The sequence below is a fragment of the Streptomyces sp. NPDC006552 genome (genome assembly GCF_040611655.1).
GTDB lineage: Bacteria > Actinomycetota > Actinomycetes > Streptomycetales > Streptomycetaceae > Streptomyces.
Genome location: NZ_JBEXOS010000022.1, coordinates 43,411 through 66,144 on the forward strand (window position 1 = coordinate 43,411; position 22,734 = coordinate 66,144).

General features: G+C 73.0%; 20 protein-coding genes. 9 read left to right on the forward strand and 11 right to left on the reverse strand.

The window, feature by feature from the left end; all coding sequences use genetic code 11:
• The first annotated feature begins 78 nt into the window (after positions 1-78).
• A complete protein-coding gene (locus tag ABZY33_RS15660) occupies positions 79-3,450 on the forward strand; it encodes a CARDB domain-containing protein (protein ID WP_356492150.1) in 3,372 nt (1,123 codons plus the stop codon).
• Positions 3,451-3,530: 80 nt separating this feature from the next.
• Here ABZY33_RS15660 and ABZY33_RS15665 read toward each other — a convergent pair whose 3' ends face one another.
• Positions 3,531-6,191 carry an alpha-L-rhamnosidase C-terminal domain-containing protein gene (locus ABZY33_RS15665; protein WP_356492103.1) on the reverse strand — a complete coding sequence of 887 codons (2,661 nt, stop codon included), beginning with the start codon at positions 6,189-6,191 and terminating at the stop codon, positions 3,531-3,533.
• 177 nt (positions 6,192-6,368) lie between these two features.
• Positions 6,369-6,752: a PPOX class F420-dependent oxidoreductase gene (locus ABZY33_RS15670; RefSeq protein WP_356492104.1), complete on the reverse strand. Its 384-nt coding sequence runs from the start codon at positions 6,750-6,752 to the stop codon at positions 6,369-6,371.
• Positions 6,753-6,949: 197 nt separating this feature from the next.
• Between ABZY33_RS15670 and ABZY33_RS15675 the strand changes: the two genes are divergently transcribed.
• A complete protein-coding gene (locus ABZY33_RS15675; RefSeq protein ID WP_356492105.1) occupies positions 6,950-7,177 on the forward strand; it encodes a hypothetical protein in 228 nt (75 codons plus the stop codon).
• 117 nt (positions 7,178-7,294) lie between these two features.
• Here the strand turns inward: ABZY33_RS15675 and ABZY33_RS15680 are convergent, their stop codons facing one another.
• Genes ABZY33_RS15680 through ABZY33_RS15695 form a run of 4 tightly spaced genes read right to left on the reverse strand, consistent with a single transcriptional unit; the run spans position 7,295 to position 11,718 of the window.
• Entirely contained in the window at positions 7,295-7,678 is a 384-nt protein-coding gene (locus ABZY33_RS15680) for a hypothetical protein (protein ID WP_356492106.1), read from the reverse strand.
• 58 nt (positions 7,679-7,736) lie between these two features.
• Positions 7,737-8,705, reverse strand: coding sequence for an LLM class F420-dependent oxidoreductase (locus ABZY33_RS15685; RefSeq protein ID WP_356492107.1), 969 nt, complete (start codon positions 8,703-8,705; stop codon positions 7,737-7,739).
• Positions 8,706-8,764: 59 nt separating this feature from the next.
• A complete protein-coding gene (locus ABZY33_RS15690; RefSeq protein ID WP_356492108.1) occupies positions 8,765-9,352 on the reverse strand; it encodes a DUF6328 family protein in 588 nt (195 codons plus the stop codon).
• Positions 9,340-11,718 (reverse strand): phosphoketolase family protein, encoded by a 2,379-nt coding sequence (locus ABZY33_RS15695; protein ID WP_356492109.1) that lies wholly within the window; start codon positions 11,716-11,718, stop codon positions 9,340-9,342. The genes ABZY33_RS15690 and ABZY33_RS15695 overlap by 13 nt, the downstream gene beginning before the upstream one ends.
• A 313-nt stretch (positions 11,719-12,031) precedes the next feature.
• Between ABZY33_RS15695 and ABZY33_RS15700 the strand changes: the two genes are divergently transcribed.
• Positions 12,032-12,607, forward strand: coding sequence for an isochorismatase family cysteine hydrolase (locus ABZY33_RS15700; RefSeq protein ID WP_356492110.1), 576 nt, complete (start codon positions 12,032-12,034; stop codon positions 12,605-12,607).
• 97 nt (positions 12,608-12,704) lie between these two features.
• Here ABZY33_RS15700 and ABZY33_RS15705 read toward each other — a convergent pair whose 3' ends face one another.
• On the reverse strand, positions 12,705-12,887 hold the full coding sequence (locus tag ABZY33_RS15705) for a hypothetical protein (RefSeq protein WP_356492111.1): 183 nt from the start codon (positions 12,885-12,887) through the stop codon (positions 12,705-12,707).
• A 173-nt stretch (positions 12,888-13,060) separates the two neighbouring features.
• Here ABZY33_RS15705 and ABZY33_RS15710 point away from each other — a divergent pair, with 173 nt between their 5' ends.
• The 3 genes from ABZY33_RS15710 to ABZY33_RS15720 all read left to right on the forward strand — a co-directional run bounded on the left by ABZY33_RS15710 (position 13,061) and on the right by ABZY33_RS15720 (position 14,163).
• Positions 13,061-13,321, forward strand: a complete 261-nt coding sequence (locus ABZY33_RS15710) for a WhiB family transcriptional regulator (protein WP_356492112.1) — start codon at positions 13,061-13,063, stop codon at positions 13,319-13,321.
• A gap of 97 nt (positions 13,322-13,418) precedes the next feature.
• Complete coding sequence (locus ABZY33_RS15715) at positions 13,419-13,721, forward strand: hypothetical protein (RefSeq protein WP_356492113.1); 303 nt, start codon at positions 13,419-13,421, stop codon at positions 13,719-13,721.
• A gap of 43 nt (positions 13,722-13,764) precedes the next feature.
• Complete coding sequence (locus tag ABZY33_RS15720; RefSeq protein WP_356492114.1) at positions 13,765-14,163, forward strand: VOC family protein; 399 nt, start codon at positions 13,765-13,767, stop codon at positions 14,161-14,163.
• A gap of 29 nt (positions 14,164-14,192) precedes the next feature.
• Here the strand turns inward: ABZY33_RS15720 and ABZY33_RS15725 are convergent, their stop codons facing one another.
• Both ABZY33_RS15725 and ABZY33_RS15730 read right to left on the reverse strand, forming a co-directional pair.
• Positions 14,193-15,908 carry a PP2C family protein-serine/threonine phosphatase gene (locus ABZY33_RS15725; RefSeq protein ID WP_356492115.1) on the reverse strand — a complete coding sequence of 572 codons (1,716 nt, stop codon included), beginning with the start codon at positions 15,906-15,908 and terminating at the stop codon, positions 14,193-14,195.
• A gap of 162 nt (positions 15,909-16,070) precedes the next feature.
• Entirely contained in the window at positions 16,071-17,393 is a 1,323-nt protein-coding gene (locus ABZY33_RS15730) for a glycoside hydrolase family 18 protein (protein WP_356492116.1), read from the reverse strand.
• Positions 17,394-17,565: 172 nt separating this feature from the next.
• Here ABZY33_RS15730 and ligA point away from each other — a divergent pair, with 172 nt between their 5' ends.
• Positions 17,566-19,659 (forward strand): NAD-dependent DNA ligase LigA, encoded by a 2,094-nt coding sequence (ligA, locus tag ABZY33_RS15735; RefSeq protein ID WP_356492117.1) that lies wholly within the window; start codon positions 17,566-17,568, stop codon positions 19,657-19,659.
• Between the two features lie 28 nt (positions 19,660-19,687).
• Here the strand turns inward: ligA and ABZY33_RS15740 are convergent, their stop codons facing one another.
• Together ABZY33_RS15740 and ABZY33_RS15745 are read right to left on the reverse strand one after the other, a co-directional pair.
• Complete coding sequence (locus ABZY33_RS15740; RefSeq protein WP_356492118.1) at positions 19,688-20,407, reverse strand: MIP family channel protein; 720 nt, start codon at positions 20,405-20,407, stop codon at positions 19,688-19,690.
• A gap of 133 nt (positions 20,408-20,540) precedes the next feature.
• Positions 20,541-21,044 (reverse strand): cupin domain-containing protein, encoded by a 504-nt coding sequence (locus ABZY33_RS15745; protein ID WP_356492119.1) that lies wholly within the window; start codon positions 21,042-21,044, stop codon positions 20,541-20,543.
• 138 nt (positions 21,045-21,182) lie between these two features.
• On the opposite strand from ABZY33_RS15745, the gene ABZY33_RS15750 reads away from it, so the two are divergent.
• Together ABZY33_RS15750 and ABZY33_RS15755 are read left to right on the forward strand one after the other, a co-directional pair.
• Complete coding sequence (locus tag ABZY33_RS15750; RefSeq protein ID WP_356492120.1) at positions 21,183-21,638, forward strand: Rrf2 family transcriptional regulator; 456 nt, start codon at positions 21,183-21,185, stop codon at positions 21,636-21,638.
• Positions 21,635-22,567 (forward strand): DsbA family protein, encoded by a 933-nt coding sequence (locus ABZY33_RS15755; protein ID WP_356492121.1) that lies wholly within the window; start codon positions 21,635-21,637, stop codon positions 22,565-22,567. The genes ABZY33_RS15750 and ABZY33_RS15755 overlap by 4 nt, the downstream gene beginning before the upstream one ends.
• Positions 22,568-22,734 lie beyond the last annotated feature (167 nt).

The following is a 22,734-nucleotide window of genomic DNA, read 5'->3' on the forward strand; positions in this document are numbered from 1 at the left end:
CGAATCTGTCCATCTAAAGTACGCAAAAAATTAACAGCGCAACTCAATACATGGATGGCGGGAGCGGTCATGACAGATATGTCAGGGGCACGTCATAGGTGGCGATGGCTTGCCGGGGCGGTGACGGCGGGGCTGCTGGCCCTCGGAACGGTGCCCGCGACGGCGCAGGCGGCGACGGAACAGAACGTGGCACTCGGCAGACCCGTCACGGCCGGCGGCACGCACGACGGCTACCCCGCGGGCAACGTCACCGACGGCAGCCAGGCCACCTACTGGGAGGGCCCGGCCGGCTCCTTCCCCCAGTGGGTCCAGATCGATCTGGGGCGGAGCGTCGACATCGACGGCGTGGTCCTGAAGCTTCCCGCCTCCTGGGAGGCCCGCACCGAGACCGTCGCCGTCCAGGGCAGCGCGGACGGGCGGGACTTCACCACGCTCGCCGCCGCGGCGCAGCGGTCCTTCACCCCGGGCTCCGGCAACAGCGTCACGGTCGGCGTCACGGCCGCGACCCGGTACGTACGGGTGCGGATCAGCGACAACAGCGGCTGGAACGCCGCCCAGTTGTCCGAGGTGGAGGTGCGCGGCGCGGCCGGGGACGGCGGTCCGCAGGACCCGCCGCCGGCCGGCACCGACCTCGCCCTGCGCAAGCCGATCGAGGCGACGTCGACGACGCAGAACTACGTCGCTCCCAACGCCAACGACGGCAACACGGGCACCTATTGGGAGGCGAGCGGCCAGTCGTCCGCGCTGACCGTCAAACTCGGGGCCGACGCCGACCTGAGCGGAGTCGTCCTCAAGCTCGACCCGGACGCGGCCTGGAGCACCCGCACCCAGACCCTCCAGGTCCTCGGCCGCAAGGCGGGCGGCACCGACTTCACCTCACTGAAGGACCGGGCCACGTACACCTTCGACCCGGCGGCGAACCGGAACACCGTGACGATCCCGGTCAGCGGCCGCTACGCGGACGTACGGCTGCAGTTCTCCGGCAACAGCGGAGCGGGCGGCGGCCAGATCGCCGAGTTCCAGGTCGTCGGCTCGGCGGCGCCCGCCCCCGACCTGACCGTCACCGATCTGACGTGGTCGCCCGCGGCCCCGTCCGAGGCGGACCAGGTCACGGTCGACGCGACGGTCCGCAACAGCGGCACCGCCGCCTCGCCCGCCACCACGGTGAACGTCAGCCTCGAAGGCGCGGTCGCCGGCAGCGCCTCCGTGGGCGCCCTCGCCGCCGGCGCGTCCGTCAAGGTGCCGGTCAAGGTCGGCACCCGCCCGATGGGCAGCTACGGTGTCTCCGCGGTCGTCGACCCGACGGACGCCGTGGCCGAACTGGACAACTCCAACAACAGTCGCAACGCCGACACGAAGCTGGTCGTCACCCAGGCGCCCGGGCCGGACCTCGCGATCACCGGGATCTCGACCACGCCCGGCAGCCCGGCCGTCGGCGCCAAGGTCACCTTCGCCGTCACCGTGCACAACCGCGGCACCAGCGCGGCGCCCGCCGGCACCGTCACCCAGCTCACCGTCGGCGGGTCCACCCTGACCGGTACGGCGGACGCCATCGCCGCCGGCGCCTCGGCGACCGTGCCGATCGGCGGCAGCTGGACCGCCACCGACGGCGGCGCCGCACTCACCGCCACTGCCGACGCCACGAACAAAGTCGCCGAGACCAACGAGAACAACAACACCTTCGCCCGGACATTGGTGGTCGGACGCGGCGCGGCCGTGCCCTACACCGAGTACGAGGCGGAGGACGGGCGGACCAACGGCACCCTGCTCACCTCCGACGCCCTGCGCACCTTCGGGCACACGAACTTCGCCACCGAGTCCTCGGGCCGCAAGTCGGTCCGCCTGAACTCCACCGGCCAGTACGTGGAGTTCACCTCCACCACGCCCTCGAACTCCATCGTCGTGCGCAACTCGATCCCCGACGCCGCCGCGGGCGGCGGCCAGGAGGCGACGCTCAGCCTCTACGCCGACGGCACGTTCGTGCGCAAGCTGACCCTCTCCTCGAAGCACAGCTGGCTCTACGGCACCACCGACGACCCGGAGGGTCTGACCAACCGGCCCGGCGGCGACGCCCGCCGACTCTTCGACGAGTCCCACGCCCTGCTCACCGACACCTACCCCGAGGGCACGACGTTCCGGCTCCAGCGCGACAGCGGCGACACCGCCGCCTTCTACGTCGTCGACCTGATCGACCTGGAGCAGGTCGCGGCGCCTGCCGCCAAGCCCGCCGAGTGCGTCTCCATCACCGAGTACGGAGCCGTGCCCAACGACGGCATCGACGACGCGGACGCCATCCAGCGCGCCGTGACGGCCGACCAGGCGGGGACGATCCCGTGCGTCTGGATCCCGGCCGGCCAGTGGCGCCAGGAGAAGAAGATCCTCACCGACGACCCGCTCAACCGCGGCCAGTACAACCAGGTCGGCATCCGCGACGTCACCCTCAAGGGCGCCGGCATGTGGCACTCCCAGCTCTCCTCCCTCATCGCGCCCCAGGACGCGGGCGGCATCAACCACCCGCACGAGGGCAACTTCGGCTTCGACATCGACGACAACACCAAGATCTCCGACATCGCGATCTTCGGCTCCGGCACCATCCGGGGCGGTGACGGCAACGCCGAGGGCGGCGTCGCGCTCAACGGCCGCTTCGGCAAGGACACCAAGATCACCAACGTCTGGATCGAGCACGCCAACGTGGGTGCCTGGGTCGGCCGCGACTACTCCAACATCCCCGAGCTGTGGGGCCCCGGCGACCGCGTCGAGTTCAACGGCGTCCGCATCCGCGACACCTACGCCGACGGCGTCAACTTCGCCAACGGCACCCGCAACTCCACCGTCCACAACTCCTCGTTCCGCACCACCGGCGACGACGCCATGGCCGTCTGGGCCAGCAAGTACGTCAAGGACACCTCGGTCGACGTCGGCCACGACAACCACTTCCGCAACAACACCGTCCAACTGCCCTGGCGCGCCAACGGCATCGCCGTCTATGGCGGCTACGGCAACACCATCGAGTCCAACCTGATCTCGGACACCATGAACTACCCCGGGATCATGCTCGCCACCGACCACGACCCGCTGCCGTTCTCCGGTACGACGCTCATCGCCGACAACGGGCTGTACCGCACCGGCGGCGCCTTCTGGAACGAGGACCAGGAGTTCGGCGCGATCACCCTGTTCGCGCAGGGACAGAACATCCCGGGCGTCACGATCCGCGACACCGACATCCGCGACTCCACCTACGACGGCATCCAGTTCAAGACGGGGGGTGGTGAGATGCCCGGTGTACGGATCAGCAACGTGAGCATCGACAAGTCGAACAACGGCTCCGGCATCCTCGCCATGTCCGGCGCTCGCGGCAGCGCCACGCTGACCGGGGTCACCATCACCAACTCGGCCCAGGGCGACATCCTGACCGAACCCGGCTCCCAGTTCGTCATCAAGCAGGGCTGATCCCCGGCCCTTGCCTACCTTCGCCGCCGGCGTGTCCGACGCCCCGCTGTTCCACGCCGGCGGCGAAGCCCCACCCAGGCCTATTTCCCGGGCAGCCGCACGGCCGTGAACGTGTGGGTCCCTGTACCGAGGGACGACACCTCGACGCGGCCGTCCGCGATCCGCACCCCGCTGCCCGAGGCGCGCCGGCCGTCCCACAGCGTCCTGCGGCCCTGGCGCACGCTCAGCCCCTCGGGCTCACCGGGCAGCGCCACCGCGCCCCGGGTCCCGTGCGGCACCCGCACCGTCAGGGAGAACACCGACCGGGAGTTCTGCCACGCGACGCTCAACGTGCCGTGCGGGGTGGGGAGTTGCCCCTGGGCCCAGTCGACGTCCCCGGGGTTCGGGCGGACCAGCCAGGTGGCGTAGCCGGGCGAGAGCGGCCGGGCGCCGAGGAGCTGATGGGTGAGCGCGGGCAGCACCCCCGTCGACCAGCCGTGCGCCATGCTCGTGTACGCGCCCTCGTACAGCGAGCCGTCCGGGCCGATGCCCTCCCAGTGGGTGATGCCGGGGTCGTGGCGGTCCATCCAGCCGTACGTGCGGCGGATCTGGTCCAGCGCGGAGTCCGCCCGGCCCGTCTCGAACCTGGCGACGATCTCCGGGTAGGACGTGAACGCGTACACGCGCTGCGAGGCGCCGGAGAAGAGCGTGTCGTTGTCCATGAAGGCGTTGCCGTACGGCCGCCGGGTCGTGGCGTCGAGATGGGCGAGGGCCGAGGCGGCCCGCGCGGCGTCGGCGACCCCCGCGGTGACGGCGATGGCGTTGCCGTCCTGGGCGTGGCGCACCGGGCCCGTCCCGGAGTCGAGGTAGGCGCCCGCCTCCTCGTCCCACAGGTGGGTATTGACCGCGGCGGCGACCTTCCCGGCCCGCTCCTGCCAGCGTGCCGCGTCGTCGGCGTGGCCCAGGAAGCGGGCCAGCCGGGCGCCGTCGCGGAGCGCCTGGACGTAGTTGGCGTTGTAGTACGTGATCCGTCCCGTGCGGTCGAGGAAGGCGTAGTCCCCGTACCCGCCCGTGCCGCCCAGGCCCTTGCTGAGCAGCCCGGCGTCGTCGGTGACGCTCGGGTACCAGGTGTCGAGCACCCGCACGAGGTTCGGGTGGTACCGCGCGGCGTACGCCCGGTCGCCGGTGTAGAGCACGTAGTCCCAGCTGCACGTCACCCACCACAGCGGATAGTCGAAGAGCGGCAGCGTGTAGCCGTTGATCGAGGCCGGCGGTATCCAGCCGTCGGCCCGCTGGTGGTCGGCGAGGTCGGCCAGGACGTTACGGGCGGCGGTCGCCGCGTCGTCATGGGTGAGGTAGAGGGTGCGCGCCGAGACGGCCAGGTCTCCGACGTAGGGGTCGCGGTCGCGCTTCGGCCCGTCGTGCAGGACAAGACGGCCTTCCAGGGAGGCGCTCCAGGCATCGCGCGGGTCGACGTCGTCGCGCCGGAAGACGTCGGTGACCAGCTCGTTCGTGTACGAGGCGCCGTACCAGTACCGGTTCAGGTCGTCGTCCGAGCACAGGAACCAGCCGCGGTACGTGCCCGGGGTGCCGAGGTAGGCGGTGAACTCCAGGCTCACGGCGTCGATCTCGACCGTGCCCCAGGGCTGAGCGGCCGGGGCGTCCGAGGCCAGTGCGTCCAGCGTGATCTTGAGGTAACGGAAGCCGTGCAGCCCGTCGGCGAAGACCTTCTCCCCGGCCTGGAAACCCTTCTGGTCCAGCCAGTCGGCGCCCTTGGCCGGCACGGCGAACTGGTCGGTGCCCCGGCCCGCCCCGCCCGCCTGGTCGGAGCGGGTGAAGTCGCTGCGGTCGGTGAGGAACTGGAGGGTCTCGGAGAACGCGACGCGCACGCCGGGCGAGTTGTCCGAGGCGGCGGCGAACCGGATGCGCGGGAAGCCGACGACGACCTTGCCGAAGTCCACGGTCACGCTGGGCGGTTCCACCGCGTCGACGGCCTCGGGCCACACCTCGTTGATCCGGGTGAACGCACCCTGCGGAGTGTCCTGGACGCCCGTGACCGTGAGGCGGACCCGGGAGGCGCGCAGCGGCGCGGAGAAGGGCACGGCACGCTGGCTGACATCGTTGTCGGAACAGCTGGCGGCCCGGTGCCAGGCCGCGTCGTGCCAGACGTCGACGGTGAAGTCGGTCGGGACGCCGTCGCTGTTGGAGAGCACGGTGATACCCGACAACTCTCGTTCGGCGGGCAGGGTCACGGTCAGGGTGTCCGGGAAGGCGCCCTGAGTGTCGTCGTTCCAGAACGTGTCGGGGTCGCCGTCCACGGCGTGGGAGGCGTCGTAGGTGCGGGGCTGCCCGTCGCCCCCGCTGTTGCCCGCATGGGTGGAGGAGGCCTCCGCCGTCGTCCCCTCGGGCCAGCGCGGGGCCGGGGCCGGGCGCTGGCGGCGTAGTACCGTCACCGGCCCGCCCGCCTTGAGCAGGGCCTCCGGCCGGGTCACGTCGCCGCGCGAGGTGACGGTGCGGACCGGGCGCACGGTGCGGGAGGACGGGGCCTGGACGTACCGCTGCCAGCCGGAGCCCGGACGCGGCGGTGCGGCGGCGGACGGGGTGGCGGGCCGGGGCGCGGCCGCGGCGGACGCCGGCTGCGCGGACCGGGCTCCGGCCGCGGTGAGGGCCGCCGCTCCCGCCCCCGCGGCGAGGACGGCGCGTCGGGCGGGGCCGGCTGCGGAGGTGTTCCCGGTGGTCCCGGTCGGACGGCTCGCTGTCATGGCGCCTCGCTTTTCAATGACGTGAGGGGAGTGCGGCGGCGGTACGGGCAAGAGCTGCGGCGCACGGTTATGAAACGATTCATTCCAGGTGGCCGAGGCGACGCTATCCCAGGAGCCGTGCTCCGTACAGAGGTCGCGCGGGCGGCGAGGGCGGCCGCGGTCAGGACCGGCCGCGCGTCACCAGGTGACGGCGATCCCGATGTTCGGCTTCTTCGGCAGACGCAGCAGCCGGGCGAACGCGTTGCCGACGCGGGACAGCACGTACCTGCGGCCCACGGCGGCCTGGGCGGCCTCGGTCCCGGCGGCGTCGAGCAGGCGGGCGGTCCCGCGCAGGGTGGCGGCGCCCGGAGCGGTGCGGCCCCGGAGGTCGCAGGCGGTGACCGTGACGGCGCTGTTGTTCCGGATCCGCCGGACCTTCCAGGAGTCCGCGGCGGTGATCACGAGCAGTTCATGGTCGTCGCGCACGACGTGCCAGACCGGAGTGGGGACCGGTGTCCCGTCCTTGCGGTACGTCGTGAGGCTGATGTACTTGCTGCGGCGGATCTCGTCCAGTGCTGACACGCCTGGAGTCTAGGGCCTGTCCGGCGCCTCGCTGCCGGGCACGAGCGGCTCGCACCGAAACCCGCCGACACCCGGCCTCCGCGATACGTTTCGGCCGCGCCGACCCCGGTACCCAGAGCGCGTCCGCGACCGTACCCGGTGCGCGCTCGCCCCTGCGCGCGCGAGGCCGTGCCGGGTGGCGAAAAATGGAGGCTGTTGTGACGGAGTACCGAAGCGAGAACCCGGACGAGCGCGAGGCTCCCGTCCCCCGGGACCTGCCCGATCAGCAGGCCGGGCCGGAGGAGCCGGACGGCGGGGCCGCCGAGGGAGCCGGCTCCGCCGCCGACGTGCCCGACACGGACGAGGCGGGAACGCAGCGGCGCGGCGCCGAGAGTTCGGACACCGTGCACCCCGAACACCCCGACCCCGACGAGTCGCCGGCCTGATCCCGCTCCGGCCCCGTTGCTGCCAGGAGTCCCCGGTCCCCGGCCGGGGACCGGGGACACACCGCGGGCCCGTCGCGCGCTCGGGTGGAGCGGCGGCGGGCCCGGGGGCGGCGGTCGTCAGCGCGGTGTGAGGGTGAACTCGCTGTCGAGTTCCTGGTCGCCGGAGCTCGAACCGGCGTCCTCGACGCCGTAGACACGGGCCAGCGACTTGCGGACCGCGGCGACCTCGTGCGGCGCGCCCTGGACGTTCACGGTGACGGTGCCCTCGATGGCGCCGTCGCCGTCGCCGTCACCGCCGGCGCCCGGCGAACCGGCGCTCACGTCCAGCTCCGCGGTCCACACCGTGGGCTGCTCACCGGAGGCGTCGGCGCCGTTCTTGGTGGGGCCCTGGTCGGGGAACTCGGCCGTCAGGTGGGCCAGGACCCGCTCGGCGTCCGCGGCGGCGCAGTTGCTCACGGTGACGGAGACGAGGGTGTGGTTGTCGTCGGCGGTGCTGCTCATGGAAGGTCTCCCGGATGGGGTCGGAACTGATCTGACGGTGGCTGGCGGGTAAGGGGGGTTACAGCGCCTCACGGAGAGCGGGCAGCAGCTCGTTCTCCGCCCAGGTGAAGAAGGCGTCCTGGTGGTCGCCGCCGATCTGCACGAGCGCCACCTCGGTGAACCCGGCGTCGGCGAAGGGGCGTACGGCCTCGACGAACTCGGCGACGTCGCTGCCGCACGGGACGGACTTCGCGACGTCCTCGGGCGTCACCAGGTCGGTCGCGCCGGCGAACGAGACGGGGTGCGGGAGCTCCGCGTTGACCCGCCAGCCGCCCGCGAACCAGCGGAACTGCTCGTGGGCCCGCTTGACCGCGGCCGACCGGTCGGGGTCGTAGCAGACCGGGAGCTGGCCCACGCGCGGTTTGCCCGCGCCGCCCGCGCGGCCGAAGGCGTCGAGCAGTTCGGCGCGCGGCTCGGTGGCGATGACCAGGTCCGCGACGCGGCCCGCGAGCGCGCAGGAGGCCGGGCCCGACACGGCGACGCCGATCGGGGGCGGGGTGTCCGGCCGGTCCCACAGCCGGGCCCGGTCGACCTCGAAGTGGCGGCCGTGGTGCGTGAGTTCCTCGCCGTCCAAAAGGGCGCGGATGATCGTGACGGCCTCCTCGAACTTCTCCAGGCGGACCGCCGGCGCCGGCCAGCCGCCGCCCACCACATGCTCGTTGAGGTTCTCGCCGGAACCGAGGCCGAGGCGGAAGCGGCCCTCGGAGAGCAGCTGGAGGGTCGCCGCCTTCTGCGCGACGACCGCGGGGTGGTACCGCGTCGTCGGGCAGGTCACGTACGTCATCAGCGGAATGTGCGAGGTCGCCTGCGCGGCGGCGCCGAGCACGGCCCAGGCGTAGGGGGAGTGGCCCTGTTCGGCCAGCCAGGGCGAGTAGTGGTCGGATGTGACGGAGAAGTCGAAGCCCGCCTGTTCCGCGGCCACGACGTGCCGTACGAGCTCCCGGGGTCCGGCTTGCTCGGTCATCATCGTGTAGCCGATCTGCACCATGGGTCGTCGCCTCCTTGTCGAGGGAAGTGGGCGGTGGGTGAGTGGTCCGTGGGGCACGGTCAGTGCGGCGCCTCGGGCCCGTCGCCGCGGTCGTCTCTCCTGTCGTTCCCGTCGGGGTGGTAGCTCTCGTCGGGCGCCGTCGGTGTCTCCTCGGACTGGTGCCGGCGGGCCCAGAACGGCAGGACGAACCAGCACAACAGGTACCAGGCGAGGACGGCCGCGACGAGGACCGGCGCCAGCGGGTCGCGCGTCGCCACGCGCAGGATCAGGAGCAGCGCCGAGGTCAGCGTGGCCAGCAGCAGGACCAGGCCCACGAAGGTGAGCCGGGAGGCCCAGAGCACCGCCTGCGGCTTGATGCGCCGTCCCGAGACCTGCCGGTGGATGGCGACCGGCCCGATCAGGGCGCCCGTCGCCGCCGAGCCGAGGAGGACCGTGACGATATAGATGACGCGGTTGGTGTCGGACAGCTCCGTGAACCGCGGCGTGAACACGACGGTGAGCAGGAACCCGAAGAGGATCTGCACGCCGGTCAGGGCGACGCGCAGCTCCTGTATGAGTTCCACCCACTGCCGATCGGCCTTCTCCTCGACCGTCTCCGAACGGCCGCGCCGGGGAGCGGTGCGGCCGTTGTCGTCTATGCCGGCCACTGCCACTCCACGATCTCGGGCATGTCCGTGCCGTGCTCACGGATCCAGCGGTGGTGGCGGGTCCGGGCGTCGGCCATCCGCTGCCGGGTGGCGGCGGCCCGCACCGCGAGTCCGGGGACGCGGTCGATGACGTCCATGACCAGCCGGAACCGGTCGAGGTCGTTGCGCACGACCATGTCGAACGGCGTGGTCGTGGTGCCGGACTCCTTGTAGCCGCGGACGTGGAGATTGTCGTGGCCGGCCCGCTTGTAGGTGAGGCGGTGGATGAGCCAGGGGTAGCCGTGGTAGCCGAAGATGACCGGCTTGTCCGCGGTGAACAGGCCTTCGTACTCGGCGTCGCGCATGCCGTTGGGGTGCTCCCCGTCGGGCAGGAGCGTGGTCATGTCGACGACGTTCACGACCCGTACGGCCAGTTCGGGCAGGTACCGGCGGAGCAGCGCCGCCGCGGCGAGGATCTCCTGCGTGGGCACGTCACCGGCGCAGGCGAGCACCACGTCGGGTCCCTCGCCGTTCTCCGTGCCCGCCCAGTCCCAGACGCCGGCGCCGCGCGCGCAGTGGGCGCGGGCCTCGTCGAGCGAGAGCCAGTCGGGGCCCGGGTTCTTGCCCGCGACGATGACGTTCACGTGGTCGCGGCTGCGCAGCGCGTTGTCGGCCACGGTCAGCAGCGTGTTGGCGTCGGGCGGCAGGAAGACCCGGACGATGTGCGGGCTCTTGTTGAGCACATGGTCGATGAAGCCGGGGTCCTGGTGCGAGAAGCCGTTGTGGTCCTGGCGCCACACGTGCGAGCTGAGCAGGTAGTTGAGCGAGGCCACCGGGGCGCGCCAGGGCAGCTCACCGGCGGTCTTCAGCCACTTGATGTGCTGGTTGACCATCGAGTCGACAATGTGGACGAAGGCTTCGTAGCAGGAGAAGAGACCGTGCCGGCCGGTGAGCAGGTACCCCTCCAGCCAGCCCTGGCACAGATGCTCGGAGAGCACTTCCATGACCCGGCCGTGCCGGTCGAGGTCCTCGTCGACGGGGAGGAGACCTTCCTGCCAGGCCTTGCCGGTGGCTCCGTAGACCGCCTGGAGCCGGTTGGAGGCGGTCTCGTCCGGACCGACGAGCCGGAAGTTGCGCTCCCGTGCCGTGTCAGTCATGAGCCGTTCGAGGTACGTGCCGAGGAGCCCGGTGGGGGAGTGCGCGGTGGCGCCGGGCTTGTCGGCCGCGACGGCGAAGTCCTCCAGCGGAGGCAGCGGCAGGGCCCGCAGGCGCACTCCACCGTTGGCGTACGGCGTGGAGCCCAGTCGCCGGTCGCCGTCCGGCACGCAGGCCAGCACCGGTTCGGCGGGGCGGCCCTCGGCGTCGAACAGCTCCTCGGGCCGGTACGAGCGCAACCACCGCTCCAGCTGGGCGAGGTGCTCGGGGTTCTCCCGGACCTCCGGCAGGGGGACCTGGTGGGCGCGCCAGGTGTTCTCCACCGGCACCCCGTCCACCTCCTCGGGACCGGTCCAGCCCTTCGGGGTACGCAGCACGATCATGGGCCAGCGCACGGGCGCGGTCGCCTCGCCGGTCCTGGCCGCCCGCTGGTGGTCGGTGATGAGGTCGAGCGCCTCGTCCAGGGCCCGGGCCAGGTCCTGGTGCACCTGGGCCGGGTCGTCGCCCTCCACGTAGAGCGGGAGGTGGCCGTAGCCGCGCAGGAGGGAGTCGAGTTCGTCGCGCGGCATCCGGGCGAGCACGGTCGGGTTGGCGATCTTGTAGCCGTTCAGGTGCAGGATCGGCAGGACGGCGCCGTCGTGCACCGGGTCCAGGAAGCGGCCCGAGTGCCAGGACGCGGCGAGCGGACCCGTCTCCGCCTCGCCGTCACCGACGACGCAGGCGACCAGGAGGTCCGGGTGGTCGAAGGCCGCGCCGTAGGCATGGGCCAGGGAGTAGCCCAGCTCGCCGCCCTCGTGGATGGAGCCCGGCACCTCGGGCGCCACGTGGCTCGGCACGCCACCGGGGAACGAGAACTGTTTGAACAGCCGGGTCATACCCCGCTCGTCGCGGCTCACGTCCGGGTAGATCTCGCTGTAGCTGCCCTCCAGCCAGGCGTTGGCGAGGACCGCCGGGCCGCCGTGGCCGGGGCCCCAGATGCACAGGGCCTCCAGCTCCCGCTTCTTGATCACCCGGTTCAGGTGGGTGTGGACGAGGTTCAGGCCGGGGGAGGTGCCCCAGTGCCCGAGCAGGCGCGGCTTCACGTGTTCCGGGCGCAGCGGCTCGCGCAGCAAGGGGTTGGCCAGCAGGTAGATCTGGCCGACGGCCAGGAAGTTGGCCGCGCGCCAGTGCGCGTCCACCTCGCGCAGTTCGTCGGCGCTCAGTACCGGGGCGTCGCGGTCTGCCGTAGTCATCTCATGCTCCAGAACCGTGTCGGCGGGCGTCATCGGGCGGATGCGGCTGCGGGCGGGTCCCGCGCCGACGCCACATCGGCGGGAGCCCGACCCTCCCCGCGTTCCCACACAAACGGTCCGCACTCACCCTGCTTCCAGGTCTCTCCCATCGTGACCTGGGCGGATGCGCGACGCATGTGCTGCGCGCCCGCACGTATCGCCCGGGCGCCCGCGGGGTACCCGGGACGCCGTGCCCGCACCGGGGGCCGTGTGGCGGGAGAGCCTCACGTGTGAGCAGCCTGGTAAGGGCCCGCAGGCGAAGGAAAGAAGAACCATGGAACAGCAGCCGTCCGCCCTGATCGTCATCGACATGATCAACACGTACGACCATCCGGACGCCGACCAGCTCCTGCCCTCGGCCCAGAAGGCCGTACCGGTCGTGGCCGGGCTGATCCGGCAAGCGCGCGACGCCGGGGTCCCGGTGATCTACGTGAACGACAACTTCGGGCAGTGGCGCTCCCACCAGGGCGCGCTCGTGGACGCGGCGCTTGCGGGACCGCACGCGGAGCTGGTGGAACCGATCCAGCCCGACGACGAGGCGCTCTTCGTCCTGAAGGCCAGGCACTCCATCTTCTACGAGACGCCGCTGACGTATCTGCTGTGGGAACTCGGTGTCCACCAGGTGGTCCTGTGCGGCCAGGTCACCGAGCAGTGCGTGCTGTACTCGGCGCTGGACGCCCACATCCGGCACCTCGACGTGACCGTGGTCAGCGACGGGGTGGCGCACATCCACGCGGAGCTGGCCGACGCCGCCCTGGAGATGATGCGCCGGAACATGGGGGCGCAGATCGTCGCGGGCGCCGAGGTGACCTTCAGCGAGGAGGACGGCCGCGTCGGCCCGAGTCAGTGAGGCCGGAAGGCCGCGGCCGGCTCCGGGGCCAGTGCCGGCGCGGGCCTGCCCGGTCACCGGTGGCAGCGTGAGCACGCTCCGGGCGAGGCGGGCGCGTTCACCGCGCGACCACGGCCCGCCGGGTTGCCGTCACGGCGAGGGCCCCGGCCGCCGCGCAGCCGATCCCGGCCGTCTGCGCGCGGCCCTCCACCGAGATGATGAGCGCGAGCCACAGGGCGCCGAGCACGGCCCACCAGACCACGAACTCCAGGGCTGCCCACAGAGGACCACCGCGCCGCACCTTCCGCCTCCCGCCGCCGCCACCGTGCCGACAGTGCCTCATGCCCCCGCGGGGGGTTCTCATGCCCCTGCCCGGCCCGCCGCCAGGACTTCGAAGGTTTCCGGCGCCGCCGGTTGTCACGTCCGGGGATGTGGGTACCCGCGCTACTTCCGCTACCAGAGAGGAAGTTGACCATGGAGTGGCTCGAGAGGGCAGCGTGCGTCGGGGAGGACCCGGAGCTGTTCTTCCCGGTGGGCAGCACCGGTCCCGCCCTGCTGGACGTCCACGAGGCGAAGAAGGTGTGCCACCGGTGCCCGGTCATCGCGGAGTGCCTGGAACTGGCCTTGGAGACGGGCCAGACGACGGGCGTCTGGGGCGGCACCTCGGAGACCGAGCGGGCGCCGCTGCACAAGGCGCACCGCCGCCGGGCCCGGCAGAAGGCCCTCGCCGGATGACCACGGCGGGCGCGTCCGGCGGCGCGGCGAGACCGCGGGCCCGACACGGGGCCCGCGGCCCGGTCGCGGGCCGCCCTGGCCGGTGATGATGGACCCCATGGACGAAGCCCCGCAGAATTCCACGGACGAAGCTCCCGAGCCCGCTCTGCCGGCGCCCGCCGCACGTGCCGCGAACGCGCTGGACCGGCTGCTGGCGCACTACGCCGACCGGATCGCGGAACTCCGGCGCGCCGCCGCCCCCGACGCGGAGCGGCTCGGCCGGCTCCTCGCCGAGCGGCAGGAGCTGCTGACCGACAAGGACCTCCTCGCCGACCTGACGGAGGAACAGTTGGTTCAGGTGGCCGCCATCTACGAGACCCGCAACGACACCCTGGACTCCACCCAGCCCGACGTGCGGTGACCATGGACCGGGATGCGGCCCACGGCCGGATTAGGCTCCGCGCATGCTGAGACTCGGATATCCCGTCATCGGTGTCACGGACCTGCCGCGCGCGGTGGAGTTCTGGACCCGGGCGCTCGACCTGGTGGCCACTGAGGAGTGGGCGAGCGACACCTGGCGGACCCTCGACCACGCCGACGGCTCCGGCCGGGCCCTGGCCCTCATGGTCAGTGCGTCGCCCGCCGAGGCGCGCCCCCGTCTCCACCTCGACCTCTTCACGGAGACGAGCGCGGAGCAACAGGCCGAGGTCGAGCGGCTGACCGGACTCGGCGCACGCACGGTCGCCTGGGACTCCTATCCGCCCGACCCGGACTTCGTCGTCCTCGCCGACCCCGACGACAACATCTTCTGCGTCGTCGACCTGAGCCGCGCACCCAGCGGCAGCGGCGGACCGGCGGACTGACGACACGCCGGATCCGGCCCGGCGGACCGTCAGCCCGTCGCGATACGGCGCACGGCGAGCAGCGTGGCGTCGTCCGCGCGGTGCGGACCGTCCAGCCGGGCGACGAGCCGCTCGGCGTAGTCCTGCAACGCGTCGTGGCCGGCCGACGGCACCGCTTCGGTCAGGCACTCTTCCGCGGCGGCGAGGAAGCGCCGGGTGTCCTTGTCGGGATCGCACTCCCGGCGCTCGGTCAGCCCGTCCGAGTACATCAGCACGATGTCACCGACCCGGAGGTCGGTGGTGGCGGCGGTGTACGTCGTGTCCGGCAGGACGCCCAGGGTCAGGCCGGGGCCGTCGACGGGGTCCGGCAGCTGCGTGGCGCGGCCGTCGCGCAGCAGGACGGGGCGCGGATGGCCGGCGCACGTCCAGCGCAGCCGGGCCTGTCCGGGCTGGTAGCGGGCGATGATCGCCGTCGCGGTCGACTCGGTGCCGTCCGCGCAGGCCACCTCGTTGAGCCACTGCGTCAGCCGCTCCACGGGCTGCTCGGTATAGGCGAGCCCGGCCAGCGCGTAGCGCAGCTTGGCCATCAGGGTCGCCGCCTCCAGGCCGTGGCCGCGCGCGTCGCCCAGGGCGATCAGCGGCTGGCCGTCGGGCAGCTTGCGGGCCTTGTACCAGTCGCCGCCGATCCGCGCCTCGCGGGCGTCGGGACGGTAGACGGCGGCGGCGTCGAGCCCGTACGAGCCGAGTTCGTCCTGGAACTGGGGGAGGACCGCCTGGCGCAGGACGTCGGCGACCTCGGTGACGGCCTCGACGCGCTCCAGCTGGCGGTGGACCTCGCGCGCCGCGTACTCCGCGCTGTCGCGGCGCCGCCGCTCGGCGGTGACGTCGATGAGCACCGCCCGCAGCGCCCACACCAGGCTGCCCGGGGCGATGCGGACCGGTTCCGCGACCATGCGGAACACCCGCTCCCCGGCGCCCTCCAGACGCACCTCGCACTCGGTCTTCCGCTTGCGCAGGATGACGTCGTACAGGGCCTGGTACAGCCGCGGCAGGGTGCCGGGGGTGACCGCGGCCGCGAGGTCGGAGAGCGTCGGCGCCGGCGTGTCCCCGGGGAGGCCGAGCACTTCGTGGAACCGGCGGGACGGCTCGACGTGCAGGTCACCGAGGTTCCACTCCGCCCAGCAGGTCCGCACCAGGCGCTGCGCCGCTTCGGTCATCCGCTGACGGTGGCCGGGCTGCCAGGTGATGAGCAGGTGCTCGCCGCACGGGGCGACCCGCACCTCGTCGTTGAGCCGTACCGGGCACCGGGCGGTGCTGACGAGCCACTCGATCGTCTCGGGGCCCTGCGGGGCGCGCTCGCGGTGCGCGCGGGCCAGCATCGCGGGGACGGCCGTGCGGGCGAGCGCGGGGAACTGTTCGAACAGCGCCGTCGGGCCCGACCACAGCGGCAGCGCGGACTCGGGCAGGCGGCTGGCGCCGTAGGCGCGGGCCGCCGCGTTCTGCCGGACATAGAAGGCGTCCCGGACGCTCCCGTCCTCGCTCAGGAGGGGAAGGACCAGCACGGCCGGCTGCGGCAGGGCGTCGAGCACCTCGTGCCCCGAGGGACCGGACGGCACCGGCGGCGGGGCCGGGGCGCGCACCGGCGCGCAGCTCTGCTGGAGCTCCACATAGGCCCGGATCCGCCGCCGCTGCTCCTCCAGCAGCGCGTGGATCGCCTGCAACTCCAGGCGGGAGCGCGCGTCGCGTCGGGACGGGGCTTCGGCCATATGTGCGGGACCTTCTGTACGGGGGCCTCGGGTGACGTGGGCGGGCGCTGTCGAACACCCTCGGCGCCCCGCGCCCCGCCGGCCAGTCGGCCTGCGCCATGTGGCGGTGTCGCCGCCGTGCCGGGGCCGTCCAGACAGCGCCCTGCCGCCCGTACGCGGCGCTCAGTGGCCGAGCGCGCGGTCCACGGTCCGCACCAGCTCGCCGTCCGGGGTGTCGCCGTCCAGCGACCAGAACATCGCCCCGCCCAGCCCCTTCGCGCGCACGTACGCCGACTTCAGCCGCAGGACCTGCGGATCGTCGTAGGTCCACAGGGTCGTGCCGTCGAACAGCCAGGCGTGGCCGCCGCGCCGGTCCCGGTACAGCTCGTACGTGCCCGAACCCGCCCACGCCTTCAGCTCTTTGTAGTCCGCGTAGCCGTCGGCCCACCGGGCGGGCGCGGGTGCGCTCGCGGGCTGCCCGAGGCCGTCGCCGCCGCCGGTGACCCCGGTCCAGCCCTGCCCGTAGAAGGGCATGCCGACGACGAGCTTGCGGGCGGGGGCGCCGCGGCGCAGCCAGGCCTCGACCGTGCCGTCGACGCTGAAGTCGTCCCGGGCGTACAGGGCGGACTGCTGCGCGGTGCTCTTCTCGCCGCTGACGTGGAAGTCATAGCCCTGGAGGTTGACGAAGTCGAAGTCCTTCATCACCTTGCGGACCTCGTACCCCGCGTCGATCTTCGCGGGCGCGGTGGGCACGAACGCGGAGAGTTCGTAGTGCCGGTGCCGCGTCCGGCCGTACGCGTCGAGCTGCCTGCGGAACTCGGCGACGAGCGCCGTGAAGTTCCGCTTGTCCTCGGGGCGGTACACGGTGTCCGTGTCGCCCTCGGAGCCCGGCCACTCCCAGTCGATGTCGACGCCGTCGAAGACACCGGCCGCCGCGCCCGGGCCGCCGCGGGCGCCGTCCCGGGGGAGGTTGCCCTTGATGTACAGGTCGATGCAGGAGGCGACGAACGCCTTGCGGGACGCGGGGGTGCGGGCCGCGTCCGAGAAGTGGGTGGACCAGGACCAGCCGCCGAGCGAGATCATCGCCTTCAGCCGGGGGTTCTCGGCCTTGAGTTCGCGCAGCTGGTTGAAGTTGCCCGCGAGGGCCTGGGTGTCGGTGTCCGCGACGCCGTCGACGGAGTTCTCCGCGTCGAGCGGGCGCTGGTAGTCGGCCCATGGATCGGACTCGCCCGGCACGTTGCCCATCAGGCACCTGCCGTCCGGGCTCGCGTTGCCGAACGCGTAGTTGAGGTGGGTCAGGCGGGCCGCCGCACCGCTCTTCTTCAGGTCCTGGACCTGGAAGTCGCGTCCGTAGACGCCCCATTGGGTGAAGTAGCCGACGCGCCGCACGGTGTTGTGGCCACCCTCGTGGGCCGCGGCGGCGGGCGCGAAGGCGCCGAGCAGGGTCAGGGAGCTGACGGCGACGGCCGCCCGGGTGAGAAGTCTTCGGCGCGGGCTCGCGGGCATGGGCGGGCTCATTCCTGTGAGGCGGCGGTCAGGCGCGGTGCCGGACAACGGGCATGCACGCAGGCGAAGTTATTGGTCTGGACCAAAACGGTCAAGGGGGAGGACGGTGCTCCGGCTGGGGGCGTCTTCCGGCGCGGCCGGATTGTCAGTGGTGGACGGCAGGATGGAAGCCATGACGACGACTTCTGCCGGTCCCGCCGCGCTGTCCGACGCCGCTGCTTACGCACGGGCGGTCGAGGAAGCGTGGGCCGCGGCCGCCGCGTACTACGAGGGCGGCACCTCGCGGCTCGACGACGACGCGTACGACCGGCTCGTGCGGTCCATCACCGCGTACGAGACCGGCCACCCGGACCAGGTCCTGCCCGACTCGCCGTCCGGGAAGGTAGCGGGCGGCGCGGTGGAGGGGGACGTGCCGCACACGGTCCCGATGCTCAGCCTCGACAACGTCTTCTCCGAGGAGGAGTTCACGGCCTGGGCGGCCTCCCTGGAGCGGCGCATCGGCCGCGAGGTCGTCCGCTGGAACGTGCAGCCCAAGCTCGACGGCCTCGCGATAGCCGCCCGGTACCAGGACGGGCGCCTCACGCGCCTGGTCACTCGCGGCGACGGGAGCGCGGGTGAGGACGTCTCGCACGCCATCGGCACCATCGAGGGCCTGCCCGGCGAACTGTCCGAACCGGTCACCGTCGAGGTGCGGGGCGAGGTGCTGATGACCACCGCCCAGTTCGAGGACGCCAACCAGGTGCGCACCGAGCACGGCGGCGAGCCGTTCGCCAATCCGCGCAACGCCGCGGCGGGCACGCTGCGCGCCAGGGACCGGGCGTACACGGTGCGGATGACGTTCTTCGCCTACGGACTTCTCCCGCTGCCCGGCACCGGGGACGCGCTCGCCGCCGACCTGGCCGAGGCCGCGCACGGCGCGCTCACCGACCGCGCGGCCGGGTACGGCATCAACACCCCGGCGAGCACGCGCGTCGCCGGTCTCGTCGTCCCCACGGTCGGGGAGGTGGCCGCCCGGGTGCGGGAGATCGCCGCGCTCCGGGCCGAACTGCCCTTCGGCATCGACGGGATCGTCGTCAAGGCCGACCTCGCCGCCGACCAGCGCGCCGCGGGAGCGGGCTCACGGGCGCCGCGCTGGGCGGTCGCCGTCAAGCTCCCGGCCGTCGAGAAGATCACCAGACTGGTCGGCGTGGAGTGGAACGTGGGCCGCACCGGCGTCATCGCGCCCCGCGCGGTCCTGGAACCGGTGGAGATCGACGGCTCGACCGTCACCTACGCCACCCTGCACAACCCCGCCGACATCACCCGCCGCGACCTGCGCCTGGGCGACCACGTCATGGTCTACAAGGCGGGGGACATCATCCCGCGGATAGAGGCCCCCGTCGCCCACCTGCGGACCGGCGAGGAGCGGGAGATCGTCTTCCCCGCCACCTGCCCGCAGTGCGGCTCCGGCATCGACACCGGCGAGCAGCGCTGGCGGTGCGAGCGGGGCCGCGACTGCTACCTGGTCGCGTCGGTCAGCTACGCGGCGGGCCGCGACCAGCTCGACATCGAGGGGCTCGGCCACACCCGCGTCGTCCAGCTCGTCGAGGCCGGGCTCGTGCAGAGCCTGCCCGACCTCTTCGACCGGCTGACGCGCGAACAGCTGCTCGGCCTGGAGCGGATGGGCGAGACCAGCACCGGCAAGCTGCTGGCCGCCCTGGAGGCGGCGAAGCGCCGGCCGCTGTCCCGGGGGCTGTGTGCGCTCGGCGTGCGGGGCACCGGCCGCTCCATGTCCCGCCGCATCGCCCGGCACTTCGCCACCATGGAGCTGATCCGGGCCGCGGACGCCGAGGCGATGCAGCGGGTCGAGGGGATCGGCGCGGAGAGGGCGCGGGTCATCGTCGCCGAACTCGCCGATCTCGGCGCGCAGATCGACCGGCTCGCGGCGGCGGGGCTGACGATGACCGAGCCGGGGGCGACGCCGCCCGCCCCGGCCGGGGACGCGGAGCCGCAGGGCGCCCCGGCGGGCGGGGCGGGACCGCTGGCCGGGCTGAAGGTCGTGGTCACCGGCGCGATGACCGGCCCCCTGGAAAACCTCTCCCGCAACCAGATGAACGAACTCGTCGAGCGGGCCGGCGGGAAGTCCTCCGGCAGCGTCTCGAAGAACACCGGCCTGCTGGTGGCGGGAGAGGGCGCGGGCGCCAAACTCGCCAAGGCCGAGGCCCTGGGCGTCCGGCTCGCCACCCCGGACGAGTTCGCCGCGATGGTCGCCGGGCTGCTCGGCTGACCGGGGTGGCCGGGGCGCCGGCCGGTCCTCACGGAGCGGCGGCGACCTCGTCGGCGATCGTGCGCTCCTCGCCCACCGGGTGCGTCACCCGGTGCGCGAGGGCGGCCAGGACCCCGCCGACCAGCGGGGCGACGATGAACAGCCACAGCTGCGACAGGGCGGGCCCGCCGGCGAACAGGGCCGGGCCGAGGCTGCGCGCCGGGTTGACGGACGTGCCGGTCAGCGGGATGCCGACCAGGTGGATCACCGCGAGGGCGATACCGATCGGCAGCCCGTCGAAGCCGGTGACGGCGACGCGGTGCGTCACGGCGAGCACCACGAACACCAGCAGGAAGGTGAGGACGGCCTCGGCGAGGAACGCGCCACCGGTGTTGATGTGCACCGCGGAGCGCGCGCCGTAGCCGTTGCTGCCGAAGGCACCCTTGGCGTGGAACCCAGGCACCTGCTTGGCCAGCAGGAAGAGCAGCGCGGCGCCGGCGATGCCGCCCGCGAACTGCGCGACCCAGAAGCCGACCGCGGTGCGCACGTCGATCCGGCGGGCGCACAGCATGCCCAGGGTCACCGCCGGGTTGACGTGGCACCCGGAGATCGGTCCGAGCGCGTAGGCCAGCGCCAGCAGGACGAAGCCGAAGGCGAGCGCGATGCCGAGGGTGCCGATGAACTCGACCCCCAGGACCGCGGTGCCTACGGCGATGAAGACCAGGAGCAGAGTCCCGATGAACTCGGACGCCAGCGCTCTCGTGCGCATCGTCACCACCCTCACTACGTCGTCGGTACCAGCCGTAAGGCGAGCCTTGAGCCGGTACCGTCCGGGCGCCCGCCGGGAGCGCCGATGCGGGGCCGAACGGGTGACGGACGCGGAAGATGGGGCCGAGGAGGTTTCAGCTCTCCTGGACGGGGAGAGCGTGCAGCTTCGGCAGGTTGACCACGATCGCCTCCTGGGTGCTGCGGGCGATGACGACCACGGCCTCGTCCGCCGGATCGGGGTTCTCCTCGCGGTGCGGCACGTACGGCGGGACGAAGACGTAGTCCCCGGGCGCGGTGCGCAGCCGGACCTCCCGCTCCCCCTCGCCCGTGTCCTCGACGAAGACGAACTCCGGGTGCCCGCTGACCACGTAGATGGCGGTCTCGGACGCGCCGTGATGGTGGTCGGAGGAGGCGGTCGCGGGGGCCACGTGGGTCTGGCCCATCCAGAGCCTCTCCGAGCCGGCGGTCCGCCCGCTGACGGCGGCGAACCGGCGCATGCCGCCCGTCTGCGCGGTGTCGCCGTCCAGGGCGTCGGCGCGGATGTGGTGCAGGCGGCTCCGCAGGGGAGCCGTGTGCTCCGGCGCGTCGGGCAGATGCGGGTGGAAACCTTCACCGGGAGTGGTCGGCGCGTCGCTCATGACCGGACGCTAGAGGCCGCCGGAAAAGGATGTCAAGCGGTGTCCATTGCGCCTCACCTGCGGCAATGTTCCCGCAACAGAAGACGGGCGCCGGGGGGAGGGCTGGGAGGCGCCGCGCGGCTCAGGCATGATGGGCGCATGCATATCTCCGCGAAGGCGGACTACGCCACGCGGGCCCTCCTCGAGCTCGCCCGCACCCCCGACGCCCCGCTGACCTGCGAGGCCATCGCCTCCGCGCAGGAGATCCCGTTCCGCTTCCTGAAGTCCGTGGTCGGCGAGTTGCGCAAGGCGGGACTCGTGCGCAGTCAGCGCGGCTGCGAAGGCGGTTACTGGCTGGGCGGCCGCCCCGAGGACATCTCCCTGCTCGACATCGCGCGCGCCGTCGACGGCGATCTGCTCACCCTGCGCGGCGCGCCGCTCGACGGGCTCGGCTACCCGGGCGCCGCCACGGGCCTGCCCGACGTGTACCGCAGGATCGAGGCCGGGGCGGCGGCGGTCCTGGGCGCGGTCACCCTCGCCTCGCTGCTGCCGGCCGGGGTCCCGGTGCCCCACGCCGGAGCGCCGGCCCCGCGGGCGGACCGGAGCGCCGCGTGACGTCCCAGAGCCCTCCGGCGACGGACGGCCCGGGCCTCGAAGTCGTCGAGTACACCGACCCGTTGTGCCCCTGGGCCTGGGGGTCGGAGCCCACGTTCCGCCGGCTGCGGGCGGCGCTCGACGGACGGGCCCGCTGGCGCCGGGCCTACGCCGTCCTGTTCGACGAGGGCGAGGACCCCGCGCCGGACCCGGCGGCGGAGACCGCCTGGTACGCGCGGTACGTCGAGCGGATCAGCGCCCACACGCGCGCGCCCCGCGCCGCCCGGCCGGCCCGGGTCGCCGCGAGTTCCTGGCCCGCGTCCCTGGTCGCCGCGGCGGCCGAGGCGCAGGGGAGCCGGGCCGCCGACCGGGTGCTGCGCCGCCTGCGGGAGTCCATGTTCGTGACGGGCAGCCCGGCCGACACGCTCGACGCTGCCCTGTGCGTCGCGGCCGGCGTGCCCGGGCTGGACGCGGAGCGACTGCGGGCCGACGCGGCATCCGACGCCGTACGCGCGCGGGTCCGGGCCGACCACGCGGAAGCGCGCCGGCCGGTCCCCGAGGTGCTCCGCGTCGACTCCCGCTCGCCGCACCCGGGCGCCGCCAAGGAGGACGCGGACGGCCAACTGCGGTACGCGCTGCCGACGGTGCTGTTCCGCACGGCGGGCGGCCGGCGCGTCGTACCCGGCTGGCGTCCCTACGACGAGTACGCGGCGGCCGTCGAGGAGCTGAGCCCCGGCCTGCTGAGCGGGGTCGATCCGGTGCTGCCCGCGCCGCGGGCGCTACGGCACCACCGCAGTCTCACCGGGCCGGAGAGCCGGGCGCTGACGACCGGACCGTGGCCGCCCGCCGACGCGGTGCGCGTCGACACCGCGGGCGGCCCGCTGTGGCTGCTGGCGGAGGAGGCGCGGGTGTATCCCACCTCCGCGCAGAACGCGCCCGACGCCCCCTGACACGCCGTTGACCAGCGGTGCAGGCCCGTCCGGCCAATGAGACACCAATAGGTGTCCATTGACAGGGGCGGACGACCGGCCCAGGATGTGCCCCATGCTCACGACGCACCCCGGTGTGGTGTGCCGCTACGTGGATCTGCGGCGCACCTGTAGCGCCCTCTGTCGCT

Excerpts from the sequence above, each read along its gene's own strand:
- ABZY33_RS15725 (WP_356492115.1), bottom strand. The coding sequence starts at position 15,908 with ATGGCCGAAGCCCCGTCCCGACGCGACGCGCGCTCCCGCCTGGAGTTG.
- ABZY33_RS15695 (WP_356492109.1), bottom strand. The coding sequence starts at position 11,718 with ATGACTACGGCAGACCGCGACGCCCCGGTACTGAGCGCCGACGAACTG.
- ABZY33_RS15665 (WP_356492103.1), bottom strand. The coding sequence starts at position 6,191 with ATGACAGCGAGCCGTCCGACCGGGACCACCGGGAACACCTCCGCAGCC.
- ABZY33_RS15740 (WP_356492118.1), bottom strand. The coding sequence starts at position 20,407 with ATGCGCACGAGAGCGCTGGCGTCCGAGTTCATCGGGACTCTGCTCCTG.
- ligA (WP_356492117.1), top strand. The coding sequence starts at position 17,566 with ATGACGACGACTTCTGCCGGTCCCGCCGCGCTGTCCGACGCCGCTGCT.
- ABZY33_RS15745 (WP_356492119.1), bottom strand. The coding sequence starts at position 21,044 with ATGAGCGACGCGCCGACCACTCCCGGTGAAGGTTTCCACCCGCATCTG.
- ABZY33_RS15680 (WP_356492106.1), bottom strand. The coding sequence starts at position 7,678 with ATGAGCAGCACCGCCGACGACAACCACACCCTCGTCTCCGTCACCGTG.
- ABZY33_RS15710 (WP_356492112.1), top strand. The coding sequence starts at position 13,061 with ATGGAGTGGCTCGAGAGGGCAGCGTGCGTCGGGGAGGACCCGGAGCTG.
- ABZY33_RS15730 (WP_356492116.1), bottom strand. The coding sequence starts at position 17,393 with ATGCCCGCGAGCCCGCGCCGAAGACTTCTCACCCGGGCGGCCGTCGCC.
- ABZY33_RS15715 (WP_356492113.1), top strand. The coding sequence starts at position 13,419 with ATGGACGAAGCCCCGCAGAATTCCACGGACGAAGCTCCCGAGCCCGCT.
- ABZY33_RS15750 (WP_356492120.1), top strand. The coding sequence starts at position 21,183 with ATGCATATCTCCGCGAAGGCGGACTACGCCACGCGGGCCCTCCTCGAG.
- ABZY33_RS15700 (WP_356492110.1), top strand. The coding sequence starts at position 12,032 with ATGGAACAGCAGCCGTCCGCCCTGATCGTCATCGACATGATCAACACG.
- ABZY33_RS15685 (WP_356492107.1), bottom strand. The coding sequence starts at position 8,705 with ATGGTGCAGATCGGCTACACGATGATGACCGAGCAAGCCGGACCCCGG.
- ABZY33_RS15720 (WP_356492114.1), top strand. The coding sequence starts at position 13,765 with ATGCTGAGACTCGGATATCCCGTCATCGGTGTCACGGACCTGCCGCGC.
- ABZY33_RS15660 (WP_356492150.1), top strand. The coding sequence starts at position 79 with ATGTCAGGGGCACGTCATAGGTGGCGATGGCTTGCCGGGGCGGTGACG.